The 11,372-nt window shown below is 64.1% G+C and carries 12 protein-coding genes; 2 read left to right on the top strand and 10 right to left on the bottom strand.

Annotated features, from left to right (window positions below):
* Together hemA and IEV62_RS07580 are read left to right on the top strand one after the other, a co-directional pair.
* Positions 1-1,221 carry a 5-aminolevulinate synthase gene (gene hemA / locus IEV62_RS07585; protein ID WP_188446261.1) on the top strand — a complete coding sequence of 407 codons (1,221 nt, stop codon included), beginning with the start codon at positions 1-3 and terminating at the stop codon, positions 1,219-1,221.
* A 36-nt stretch (positions 1,222-1,257) separates the two neighbouring features.
* Positions 1,258-1,989: a DUF4336 domain-containing protein gene (locus IEV62_RS07580; RefSeq protein ID WP_188446260.1), complete on the top strand. Its 732-nt coding sequence runs from the start codon at positions 1,258-1,260 to the stop codon at positions 1,987-1,989.
* A gap of 5 nt (positions 1,990-1,994) precedes the next feature.
* Here the strand turns inward: IEV62_RS07580 and IEV62_RS07575 are convergent, their stop codons facing one another.
* From IEV62_RS07575 to bchC, 10 genes are all read right to left on the bottom strand, one after another.
* The gene (locus IEV62_RS07575; RefSeq protein ID WP_188446259.1) at positions 1,995-2,717 is read right to left on the bottom strand and encodes a hypothetical protein; all 723 of its coding nucleotides are present in this window, start codon (positions 2,715-2,717) and stop codon (positions 1,995-1,997) included.
* A gap of 42 nt (positions 2,718-2,759) precedes the next feature.
* Positions 2,760-3,890, bottom strand: a complete 1,131-nt coding sequence (gene pufC / locus IEV62_RS07570) for a photosynthetic reaction center cytochrome PufC (RefSeq protein WP_188446258.1) — start codon at positions 3,888-3,890, stop codon at positions 2,760-2,762.
* On the bottom strand, positions 3,887-4,861 hold the full coding sequence (gene pufM, locus IEV62_RS07565) for a photosynthetic reaction center subunit M (protein ID WP_188446257.1): 975 nt from the start codon (positions 4,859-4,861) through the stop codon (positions 3,887-3,889). Before pufM ends, pufC begins: the two co-directional genes overlap by 4 nt.
* Positions 4,862-4,875: 14 nt before the next feature.
* Positions 4,876-5,715 (bottom strand): photosynthetic reaction center subunit L, encoded by an 840-nt coding sequence (gene pufL, locus IEV62_RS07560; protein ID WP_188446256.1) that lies wholly within the window; start codon positions 5,713-5,715, stop codon positions 4,876-4,878.
* Positions 5,716-5,864: 149 nt separating this feature from the next.
* Positions 5,865-6,044: a light-harvesting antenna LH1, alpha subunit gene (gene pufA, locus IEV62_RS07555; protein ID WP_176497384.1), complete on the bottom strand. Its 180-nt coding sequence runs from the start codon at positions 6,042-6,044 to the stop codon at positions 5,865-5,867.
* Between the two features lie 12 nt (positions 6,045-6,056).
* Complete coding sequence (pufB, locus tag IEV62_RS07550) at positions 6,057-6,278, bottom strand: light-harvesting antenna LH1, beta subunit (protein WP_188446255.1); 222 nt, start codon at positions 6,276-6,278, stop codon at positions 6,057-6,059.
* Positions 6,279-6,417: 139 nt separating this feature from the next.
* On the bottom strand, positions 6,418-7,863 hold the full coding sequence (gene bchZ, locus IEV62_RS07545; RefSeq protein WP_188446254.1) for a chlorophyllide a reductase subunit Z: 1,446 nt from the start codon (positions 7,861-7,863) through the stop codon (positions 6,418-6,420).
* Entirely contained in the window at positions 7,860-9,449 is a 1,590-nt protein-coding gene (bchY, locus tag IEV62_RS07540; RefSeq protein ID WP_373868576.1) for a chlorophyllide a reductase subunit Y, read from the bottom strand. Before bchY ends, bchZ begins: the two co-directional genes overlap by 4 nt.
* The gene (locus tag IEV62_RS07535; protein WP_188446253.1) at positions 9,439-10,422 is read right to left on the bottom strand and encodes a chlorophyllide a reductase iron protein subunit X; all 984 of its coding nucleotides are present in this window, start codon (positions 10,420-10,422) and stop codon (positions 9,439-9,441) included. The genes bchY and IEV62_RS07535 overlap by 11 nt, the downstream gene beginning before the upstream one ends.
* Positions 10,419-11,345: a chlorophyll synthesis pathway protein BchC gene (gene bchC, locus IEV62_RS07530; RefSeq protein ID WP_188446252.1), complete on the bottom strand. Its 927-nt coding sequence runs from the start codon at positions 11,343-11,345 to the stop codon at positions 10,419-10,421. The genes IEV62_RS07535 and bchC overlap by 4 nt, the downstream gene beginning before the upstream one ends.
* Positions 11,346-11,372 lie beyond the last annotated feature (27 nt).

Here is an 11,372-nt window from a genome sequence, read left to right as displayed (position 1 = left end):
ATGGACTATCAGTCATTCTTTCAGACCGAGCTGACCGCGCTCAAGGACGATGGCCGTTACCGGATCTTCGCCGAGCTCGAGCGGCGCGCCGGTTCCTTCCCGCGCGCCCGGCACCATGTCGATGGCGACGTCAACGAAGTGACCGTGTGGTGCTCCAATGACTATCTCGGGATGGGGCAACACCCGTCCGTGCTCGCCGCAATGCATGAGACGCTCGATTCGTGCGGTGCGGGTGCAGGGGGCACACGCAACATTTCGGGGACGACGCACCAGCATGTCCAGCTCGAAGCCGAACTCGCCGATCTGCACGGCAAGGAAGCGGCTTTGCTGTTCACCTCGGGCTATGTGTCGAACTGGGCCGCGCTCGGCACGCTCGCCGCGCGGATGCCAAACTGTGTGGTGCTGTCGGATGCGCTCAACCATGCCTCGATGATCGAGGGGATTCGCCACAGCCGCGCCGAGTGTCTGCGCTTCAAACATAACGATCCTGCGGATCTTGACCGGCTGCTCGCCACGATCGAGCCTGGCCGCCCGAAGCTGGTTGCGTTCGAAAGCGTCTATTCGATGGACGGCGACATCGCACCGATCGCCGAGATCCTCGACGTCTGCGAAAAGCATGGCGCACTCTCCTATATCGACGAAGTCCACGGCGTCGGGCTCTATGGCCCGCGCGGCGGCGGCGTGGCAGAACGCGAAGGGCTGATGGACCGGATCGACGTGATCGAAGGCACGCTCGGCAAGGCGTTCGGCGTGATGGGCGGCTATATCGCGGCCTCGGCGGCGTTGTGCGATTTCGTGCGCAGTTTCGCCAGCGGCTTCATCTTCTCGACCGCCTTGCCGCCCGCGATCGCCGCCGGGGCCTGCGCCAGCATCCGCCATCTGAAGGTGAGCACTGTCGAACGCACGCAGCATCAGGAGCGCGTCGCGCATGTGCGGCGGCGGCTCGACGCGATGGGCATTCCGACGCTCGACAATCCCAGCCACATCATCCCGATCATGGTCGGCGATGCGCACAAGTGCAAAATGATCAGCGACTGGCTGCTCGAGCATCACGGCATCTATGTCCAGCCGATCAATTATCCGACCGTGCCGATGGGCACCGAGCGGCTGCGGATCACGCCGTCGCCGGTGCATACCGACGGCGATATCGACCGGCTGGTGACGGCGCTCTCCGAAATCTGGTCGCAATGCGCGCTGGCGCGGCGGGCGATGGCGGCCTGATCGACCCGGGCGGCGCTGCGAACGGACCGTCGATCTATGTCGCGTCCCGGCTACGTCCCGTATCTGCCACAGTCGGAGCCAGTGCGGGTCGCCGACGACCTTTGGGTCGTCGATGGCCCGGAGATCGGTTACCGTTTCGCCGGGCTAACGCTACCCTGCCCGACGCGGATGACGGTCATGCGGATCGGCACGGCCCTGTGGCTCCATTCGCCGACAGTGTATTCGGCTGATCTTGGCAGGCGGTTAGCGGCGCTGGGCACCGTGGCGTGGATTGTCGCGCCGAACAGCTACCACTATAGCCATGTCGCCACCTGGGCCACCGCCTATCCCGCCGCCGCGTGCCACGTCTCACCCGATGTCATCGCGAAGCTCCCGCCGCTGCCCGATCCGCCGATTCCTCTGGCAAACGAAGCGCCCCCAGACTGGCGCGCCGATCTGGACCAGTTCCACGTCGATCTCGGCCGCTTTGCCGAAACGCTCTTCTTCCACCGCGCGAGCGCCACGCTGATCGTTACCGACCTGGTGCAGAATTTCGAGGCCGACCGCATCCCAAACCCGTTCCTGCGCACGATCTTGCGCATCGGCGGCTCGACTGGACCGGGTGGACAAACCTCGCTCGATGTCCGCATCGCCGCACGCGGCAACCGCGACCGGGCGCGCGAAGCACTGGCCCATATGCTGCGCTGGGCCCCGCAGCGGATCATCCTGTCACACGGCAAAGGCTATGATCGGGACATTCCGGCCACGCTGACCCGCGCCTTTCACTAGGCGACCTAGCGAATCTGCGGTGCGCGACCGCCGCCCCGCGCCTTACGCGCCTTGAGGGTAAAAGCGAGGATCAGCGCGACGCCGACCGTGCTCGGAATCGCCCAGATCACCGGATTGAAGACATGATCGGGCACCAGCCGGATCAATCCGACCGATAGAAACGCGGTGTAGGCCGAGATTCCCATGCCGAGCAGCGAGCGAAAATGCTCTGCGACAGGCGCGCCACGCGTCACGTTCGGGCGCCAGATGTAGAAGAGTTGCGTCGTGACCGCGACCAGCCCAATCGTCGCGACCAGCGCCATCAGCGGCTCGCCCGTCGTCAGGCCATAAAGCCCGCAATTAAGCGCCGAGACGATAACAGCGGCAAAGAGCAATTGATGCCGCGCCGTGCGCAGCCCCGCCCGGCTGGCGCGATGCCGCACGACCGACAGGCCATAATCGGCAAAGCTAATCGTCAGGATGCCAAGATACAGCATCATCCAGCCGAACAGCCCGCGGAACAGGATGCGATCGGTGATCATCGGCAGCCGCTGTTCTGAGCCATACAACGACAACAGCGCCATCGCGACGGCGAGCGCGCCCGCCGCCATGAAGGCAAGGCTTGCCACCCGGCCCCATTTGCGATGCGCAACGCTGCCCTTGCGCGCGGCGATTGGGATCCAAAAGCAAATCAGCCCGGTCGCGCCGGCCAGGACGTGGAGGACAACGATGATCTCAAACAGTTTCATCGTGCCTCGACGGCCTGACCGGTAAAGCCTGTCGCGTGGCGGTCAGTTTCCGCCGACTGTTCCGACGGCCGCTGCACCGGGCGCAACGGCTGCCGTCGTCGTCGGTGCCGCCCTGGGAGCAGTCGGCGTCGCCGGGACCACCGCTGGCGCAAGCGTCGGCTTGGCCAGATACGGATAATCCTTCAGCATGCTGACCCCACCCAGCGGCTTGTTCAATCCCTGGTGGCACGTCGTGCAATTGACCTTGTACACGTCACCATGCGGCCCTTTGCGATTGGCCGGGAAGACCGAGGTCAGCGAGCCGATATACGCTTCGTTAACGTTTCGAACCATGCGGATGCCATACCAGGCGGTCACGCGCTGCGGCCGACTGTTCGACCAGCTGCCGAACGAATCGGTGTTGTGGCAGAAAGTGCAGTTGACGTTGAGCGCCGACGACATGTGGACCATCAGGCCATAGGTCTTTTCGGTGCGCGCGATCGAGGCACCGGCCGGTGCGGTGCGCAGCGGCGTCTTGCCCGCGACGCGAATATTGCCGTTCGCGCCGAGATAAGAGGAGAAGCTGTCATACGGCAGCGACGCATAGCCGGTGGTCGGCGTCGGGGTATCCTGCCCATGCTTGTTGCCCATGATCCGCGTCGGTTCGCCTGGCGCATCGGCGCGGGCCCAGACATTGCGGGGGACAGCATAGCCGCGATGGCAGGTATAGCAGGTGACTCCGGTTGCCTTGACGTGCGACGACCAGTTCGCGTTGATGTTGAGTGTCATCTGCAACATCCGCCGCGCGACGACCTTGGTGTACTTCTCGTCCGATGCCATGTTTTCGGGATTATGGCAGTAATTGCAGCCGACCTTGGTCGGGTCGCCCGTCTGCGGCGCAACCCATTGGTTCATCGATGCCATCAGGTGGTTGAAGCGCTCGGCGCTCATCGCCCCCGCCACCTTGACGTTCTGATACGTCTGCGCCGCGGTCGGCCCGCCATCGGCCGGCAAGTCGTAAGGCGGCGCGGGGATCGGCTGCGCGATCAACCGCTTCTTGGCGATGATCTGATCGCCGCCGGTGCCGCGATAGCCGGTCTGCTCGATCGCCTTGGGGCCGAATTCGCACCCGGCGAGCGCGACGAGCAGGACGCCGCAGGTGATCGAGCTGGTGATGGTGGCGACGCGGATCATTGCGGTGCTCCCGGCAAAGTGGCTGGATCGACGACACCGGTGCTGGGATAGGCTGGCGCATAGCCATGCTGCTGTGCCCAGAGATACCAGTTATCGACGACGGTGCCCGTCAGCAGGATGCCGATCCCGCCCGTGAGCGTCGTCAGCACCGCAAACCACCAGGCCCAGCGGTGGATCGATTCCATCGTGGCGTTGAACCCCATCGTCCAACGCCAGAATAAGGCGGCGCGTTCGGAGGCGGTCCCGCGATCGGTGATCTGCTCGATCTCGCGCTCGCCGCCATAGCGACCGACCGCGAGAATGGTCGCGCCGTGCATCGCGAAGAGCAGCGTCGATCCGTAAAGGAACGCGATCGAAAGCGCGTGGAACGGGTTGTAGAACAGATTGCCGTAGCGGATCGAGAACGCCGCGGTCCAATCGAGATGCGGGAAGATGCCGTAGGGCACCGCTTCCGACCAGCTGCCCATCAGCATCGGGCGGATGAAGCCGAGCACCAGCATCAGCCAGATCGCGCTCAAGAAGGCCCAGGAAACATGCGTTCCCATGCCGAGCGCGACCGCGCGGCGATAGGTGCGCAACCACCAGAGCAAGACCGAGGCACTGAAGAACATGCCGGTCAGGATGAACCAGCCACCATCGGCGAGCGGCACGAACGGCGAGAAGCCATATTTGGGCGCCGGCGGCTCAAGCGACAGCCAGAAGAGCTGGCGGACGAACTGGACCGGGCTCCAATTGACCGAGGCGAGCATGTTGAGACCGATAATCTCAAACGCGATCAGCCCGAAGACCAGCGAGAAAACGCCGAGCCAGCCGAGATAGATCGGACCGATCTGCGCATTGCCGATCTTGCCCAACAGATAGGAGAAGCCCCCCGCGTTGGTGCGCGCGAAATTCCCCGGTGCCATCGGCGGGCCCATTTCGGGGGCCGCGCGTAGCTGAACTTGGGTGAAGATGTTCTGATAGCTTGCCATTGTTCGCGATCCTCTCAAGCCCAGATCGGCAGATTGAGCCACCAGCTCCACCATTCAGGCCAGCCGCGCGTCCAGAGCGGGCCGCTGATGATGATGCAAATGGCGCTCCAGAAGCCCGCCGAAAGCGCGAGGAACAGGCCAACCCGGTGAATGCCGAGCGTGCCGACCGAATAGCCGATCGTATCGCGGAAGAAGGCGTCTTCATATTCGGGAGATTTGACCTCCCCCAATTCTCCATTGGGGCCCTCCCGCGGATTGACCGCCGAGAGCACCAGCCCGCCATGCAGCGCGAGCGCCAGCGTCGTCGTGAAGAAGAAGCTGACCGCGATCATGTGCGCCGGGTTATAATGGAAGTGCAGATATTGGTAGCCGGTGTTCGACACCCAATCGAGATGGCTGAAAATGCCGTACGGGAAGCCGAAGCCCCACGCCCCCAGCAGGATCGGGCGGATCACCACCAGGCTGACATAAGCGAAAATCGCCACGCCGAACGCGATCGGCACATGATAGCCCATACCAAGCTTGCGACAAATCTCGACCTCGCGCAGCGCCCAGGAGCAGAACGCCCCGACCGCGCAAATCGTGATGATTTGCCACAAGCCCCCCGCCTTGAGCGGCGCGAAGCCCAGACCGTAACGGATATCGGGCGGCGCGATGCTGATCAGCCACGGGTTCCACGTCGGCCCAAGCGACGCGCCGTAAAAGATCAGCGCGGTGCCGAGCCCGGCAAAAAATGCGGTCGTGACCCCGAAAAAGCCGACATAGAAGGGGCCGATCCAAAAATCGAACAGATCGCCGCCCACGAGCGTCCCGCCCCTAACCCGGTATTTCCGTTCAAAGCTCAAGAGTGCCATGGACCCGCTCCTTCCCCCCCACCGGTCAGCGGCGAGATCGACAAAATTCGAAAAGGTGGAGGACTGGACGGACCTGGGCGCGCTCGGCGCCAATCAGGTCACGTCCGCCTCGTCGTAGATATTACGACATTGACTGTCAGCCGAGTCCGTCAGGGCGCGGCTGGTGCTGCTACCGCTGCTGCGGGAGCAGTCGGATTCGGAGCCTCAAGCCAGTTATACCGGTTGGTGCTCAGCAGGATGAAGTGAATCAGGATCGCCAGCGTGAACAAGAACACGGCGAGCGCGGTGAGGACCCGGCGAGGGTCAAAAGTTACCCACATTCTCCACATGGTATTTTCTCCTTAGCTTTTGCTGGCAATGGGCGCTTGGATGGGCGCCACAGCGGCCAAGCCTGCCTTGTAAGGCTCAGTACCCGGGAACCACGGGCGCCATTGCCACACGAGGATATGGGCGATGATCGCAACCACCACGAAAAAGCCCATGCTCAGCACGAAGAGTTTGTGAAACTCCTTCGCTTCATCGGGCGTCAGGTAGGTGCCCGGTCCCATTCTTTCGTCACTCATATCGCTCGCTCCTTCTGTGTCGTTCGAACCGGCGAGATAAGGCGCGCGGCACGCGTCCCCCGACGGCATCCACGCAGCGCAGAGCACCGCGAAGATCGGCTGATCCGCACGGTCGTGCGGAGATGGCTGGCTCGCGCGGTCACCCGCCGCGGCTTTCAGTGATGGCACCGGCAAGCCGTTCCGCCGTCACGCGTGTCTCGCCGGCGCGGCGTGCGCCGCGTTCGGCGGCATCGCGGATGCGTTTGGCGGCGGAAATGCGCACGAGCACGGGCTCGCGCTCGACCACTTCGTCGAGCGCAGCCTTGGCGGCATCGTCCCACGCCACTTCGCGTTCGATCCGCGCCGGCGTTGCCTCGATCTTGTCGAGCTGTCCGGCGAGCGGGATGATGTGGAAGAGCGCGTCGAACAGTGCGTTGCACACTTCCTGGATCAGGTAAGTCGCCCCGGCATAGCCCATGAACGGCGTGCCGGTGTGGCGGCGGATCACCGCGCCGGGGAAGCTGGCCGGGATATACACGCCGCGCGAACCGGCCTCGGCCATATACATCCGCTCGTTGAAACTGCCGAACATAATGAGCGGCGGATTGGTCCTAAGCGCGTCGATCACCGCCTGATTGTCGGGCTTGATCCCGGCGGAGCGGTTGAACGAGAACGTACAGGGCAGCCCCATGTCGTTCTCGAGGAAATTGCGGATCCCCCGCGCATACGTCTCAGTCGCGACGATGCCGAAGCTGGCGGTTGCGAAGAAATCCTGCGTGACCGAGCGCCACAGATCCCAGAGCGGCTTGATCGTGGTGTGCTTCTCGCGTTCGATAAAAGGTTCGGGGTCGAGCCCGATCAGCTCGCCCAGCTTGCGCAGGAACAGCGTCGTACTCTGCAACCCGATCGGTGCCTGGAGATAGGGCCGCTCGAGCGCCTCGCACAATCCGCGACCGAACTCGCGATACATGCAGACGTTGACCGCCGCATCGGCCAGCTTGCGCACATCGGCAAGATGGCTGCCGAGCGGGAAGACCATTCCGACATCGGCACCAATCCCTTCGATCAGGCGGCGAATTTCGGCCAGATCGGACGGCATGTTGAAACTGCCATACATCGGCCCGATGATGTTGACCTTGGGCCGCTCGCCCTCCTTCAGGGGACGCAGCGCGGGGACCTTCTTCGGGCCGAACTGCGTCCACAGCCAGGTCAGCGCGCGGTCGCCCGATTGCCACTGATCCTCGTCGATCGTGCGTGGCAGAAAGCGCTGGATATTGGTGCCCTCGGGCGTGACGCCGCCGCCGATCATCTCGGCGATCGAGCCGGTGACGACGACCGCGGGCAGATCGGGATCGAGCGTCGCCCAGGCGCGCTTCATCGCGCCTTCGGTGCCGTCCCGGCCTAGCTCTTGCTCGCCCAATCCCGTCACGACTATCGGCAGCTCATGCGGCGGCAGGCCGTCGGTGTAATGCAGCACCGATGTAACCGGCAGATTCTCGCAACCCACCGGGCCATCGATGATGACCTGCAAGCCCTTGATTGCCGTGAACGCATAGACTGCGCCCCAGTAACCACCGGCCCGATCGTGATCGAGAATGAGGGTCATGTGCCGATATGCTCCTCGGCCTTGGCCGCCGCAATCCGCTTGGCGGCATATTTCGCCTTGAATTCGGGACGATCGACCGGCGTGTTTTCCCACACGCCGGCGGTCGACCCGGTGCCGACGCCCTCGAAAAACGCCTTCATCGTGTCGAAGCGGTGCTGGTTGGCGAGCGCCGCATTCACCACCATCGCCAGGCTGCCCGCACCCGCCGGCCCCATCAGCGGGCGCGCTGAGATGAGGTTGGTGAAATAGAGCGCCGGGATCGCCTTTTGCTTGGCGTGCTGGACGACGGGCGTGGTGCCGATCGCGAGATCGGGGCCATGTTCCTCGACCGCGGCGATATCCTGCTCCAGGCTCGCACGATATTGCACGCGGCAGCCATGCGCCTCGAGCCATTCGCGGTCGGGATCGGACCACACCGTACGCGGACAAGCGGTGCCGACGTAGGGCACCTCCGCGCCGCTTTCGATTAACAGCCGCGCGACGAGCAATTCGGAGCCTTCATAGCCCGACACGGTGATGCGTCCCTTGATCGGCTTGGCGGCGAGCGCGCCTGCGATCGCGGGCAGGAACTTGTTTTTCGACGCGTCGATCTTGTCCTGCGCGATGCCACAGGCCGCGCCGATCGCGTCGAGCCATGCCGCCGTGCCATCGCGCCCGACCGGGGCCGATCCGACAACGGTCCGCCCGGCGGCTTCGAATTCGCGGACGCTCGCGGTGTAGAAGGGATGGATCGCCGCCACCGCCGCGCAATCGAGCGCCGAATACAGCTCGCGCCATTCGCGCGTCGGGACGACTGGCCCTGCGGCCAAGCCCAGCGGTTCGAGCATCAGCCCGATGCCGGGCGGGTCCGCCGGAAACATCTCGCCGAGCAGCGTGATCGTCGGACGATCCGGGCGTTCTTTCGGCGCGGCGACCGGGCCCTGTTCGGCCTCCTTGCGCGCATAGCTGAGCATTGCGCCCGCCAGCACGTCCTTTGCCTCGGCATGCGTGGGAATGCCGAAACCCGGCACATCGATGCCGATGATGCGGACGCCATTGATGTCCTTGGGCAGCAATTGCAGCGGCACGCCCGATGCCGTCGGCACGCACAGATTGGTGACGATGATCGTGTCATACAGCGCCGGATCGGCGATCTGATGCACCGCGTCGCGAATGTCTTCGAACAATTTGCCGGTGACCAGCGTCTCCGACGAGAAGGGCACGTACCCGACCGTCCGCTTCGCGCCGTAGAAGTGCGAGGTGAAGGTCAGGCCGTACACGCAGCACGCCGATCCCGACAGGATCGTTGCGGTGCGCCGCATCCTGAGACCCACGCGCAAGCTGCCGAACGCCGGGCACATCGATTGCGGCTGATCGTGTGGTCCCTTGGGATAATCGGCGTCATAGCGCGCGAGAACCTCGGACTTGCCCGCAAGTTCGGCCGCCTCACGCAAGGTCGATCCGCTCGCGCAGCCACCCCCCGCCCCCTGGGAGGGGTCGGGGGAGGGTGACGTCAGCAATACATCGCGAACGCGTGTCGCGTCGCCCTCCCCAACCCCTCCCAGAGGGACGGGCTTTTCAAGATCGAGGCCAGCCTCAGACGGCATCGTACACCACTTCCAAAGTCGGCTTGGGCACGTATGCCACGCCGCGCATATCGGCCTGGCTCGCGGGCTTGAGCGAATAATCCGCCCCCGTCACATCGGCCGAGAACAAACCGAGCAGCCCATCCTGATCGAGCGGCGCGGGGCGCAGCGGCGGCGCTTCGGCGACGTTGACCGCCAGCTCCTCGAACAGGCTCGCCCATTCGCCACCGGGCTTGCCGATGATCTGATAATTCGCGCTTTTCTTGCGGATGTGCTCATTCGCGGGAATCGCACACAGCACTGGGATGCCGACCGCTTCGGCAAAGGCATTCGCTTCGCCAGTGCCGTCATCCTTGTTGAGGATCATCCCCGCGACGCCAACATTGCCGCCCATCTTGCGGAAATATTCCACCGCCTTGCAAACATTGTTGGCAACGTAGAGCGACTGCAAATCGTTCGAGGCGACGACGATGACCTTCTGGCACATGTCGCGCGCGATCGGCAGGCCGAAGCCACCGCACACCACGTCCCCCAGGAAATCGAGCAGGACGTAATCGAAGCCCCATTCGTGGAAACCGAGTTTCTCGAGCGTCTCGAAACCATGGATGATCCCGCGCCCGCCGCAGCCGCGCCCGACCTCGGGTCCGCCCAATTCCATCGCGAACACGCCGTCGCGCTGGAAGCAGACGTCCTCGATGCCGATCTCTTCGCCCGCCAGCTTCTTCTTGCTCGACGTTTCGATGATCGTCGGGGTCGATTTCCCGCCGAACAATAGCGAAGTGGTATCGCTCTTGGGATCGCAACCGATCAGCAAAACGCGCTTGCCTTGCTGCGCCATCATGTAGCTCAAATTGGCGAGCGCGAAGGATTTGCCCGAGCCGCCCTTACCGTAGATCGCGATGATCTGCGTTTCCTTGGTGATCGGACCCGTATGGACGGGATCGGGCTCTTCGTGCGCTTCATCGCGCAAGGAGCCGAGATCTAGCATCGTCATACATGACTCCAATCGAGCACCATCTTCAGACAAGTCGAGTCGCCAAACGCGGCGGGATAAGCGTCGGCCGCTTCGCTCGCGGGGCGGACATGGCTGATCAGCCCATCAAAACGCAGCGCGCCCGAAGCGACCAGCGCATTGGTCGCGGCCACGTCGGCGGGGGTAAATTCGGCCGAAATGCGCATCCGCGCTTCGCGCATGAAGGCCGGCGGAAAGGCGAAGCTCAGCCGGTCGTAGAAACCCGCCAGCACGATCTCCCCGCCCTTGGTCAGGCGCGGCACGAGCAGGTCGAGAATGTCGGGCGCGCCGCTCGCGTCGCAGATCGTCGCATAATCGCGGCGCGCATCGGCAGGAGGGTCGATCACGGTATAGCCAGCAGCATCACGGCGATTCGGATTGGTTTCCCACACCGTCGGTGCAGGCGCGCCCAGCGCGACCACAATCCGCGCGATCAGCCGTCCAACAATGCCGTGGCCGATCACCAAATCCGGGGCCTTTCCGCCCACGACCGCATGATAAGCGGTTGCAGCGAGCGCGGTCAGAATGCCGTCGCGCCCGAGCGATTCGGCGACCGGCAGCGCGCGCGCCGAGGGCATCACCACGCGTTGCGCCGTTCCCCCGAACAAACCACGCGCGCCTTCATAGCAATTCGCACCGGGTACGAAGACCCACTCGCCGATCCGCCCGCGCACTTCAGCACCGGCATCGACGATCCGTCCGACCGATTCGTAGCCCGGCACCAGCGGATAGCCCATGCCCGGGAAGGCCGGCATTTTGCCCGACCACAGCAATTTCTCGGTACCCGAACTGATTCCGCTATGCGCGACGTCGATCAGCACGTCGGCGGAGCCCAGCGCGGTGAGCGAAAGTGCACGGAGCGCCAACCGCTCCGGAGCCTCCAACACTACCGCCAGTGTTTCCACCGAGCTTCCCCTGCCGCGACCACCCGA

The sequence above is a fragment of the Sphingomonas psychrolutea genome, assembly GCF_014636175.1.
Classification (GTDB): Bacteria; Pseudomonadota; Alphaproteobacteria; order Sphingomonadales; family Sphingomonadaceae; genus Sphingomonas; species Sphingomonas psychrolutea.
The sequence above is the reverse complement of the archived record's forward strand: the minus strand, read 5'-3'. Positions and strand labels throughout refer to the sequence as shown.